This is a genomic window from Pantoea latae, from assembly GCF_002077695.1.
In the GTDB taxonomy this organism is placed as follows: domain Bacteria; phylum Pseudomonadota; class Gammaproteobacteria; order Enterobacterales; family Enterobacteriaceae; genus Pantoea; species Pantoea latae.
The window spans coordinates 1-300 of sequence record NZ_MWUE01000079.1 but is presented as its reverse complement, the minus strand read 5'-3'; the positions used below and the strand labels follow the sequence as shown (position 1 = coordinate 300).

The 300-nt window shown below is 52.0% G+C and carries 2 tRNA genes; both read right to left on the bottom strand.

Annotated elements, in window-relative coordinates:
* Positions 1 to 52: 52 nt before the first annotated feature.
* Positions 53 to 127, bottom strand: a tRNA-Gln gene (locus tag B2J69_RS23535).
* A gap of 27 nt (positions 128 to 154) precedes the next feature.
* A tRNA-Gln gene (locus tag B2J69_RS23530) sits at positions 155 to 229 on the bottom strand.
* Between the last annotated feature and the right edge of the window lie 71 nt (positions 230 to 300).

Here is a 300-nt window from a genome sequence, read left to right as displayed (position 1 = left end):
TTGCCAGACGACAAAAACAACAAAGCCCGCAAAAGCGGGCCTGTTGTCAATTTGGCTGGGGTGCAGGGATTCGAACCCCGGAATGCCGGAATCAGAATCCGGTGCCTTACCGCTTGGCGACACCCCAATAGTGTCTTTTCAAATTGTCTTTGTTTGGCTGGGGTACGAGGATTCGAACCTCGGAATGCCGGAATCAGAATCCGGTGCCTTACCGCTTGGCGATACCCCAATAATTTGGTGGCTACGACGGGATTTGAACCTGTGACCCCATCATTATGAGTGATGTGCTCTAACCAGCTG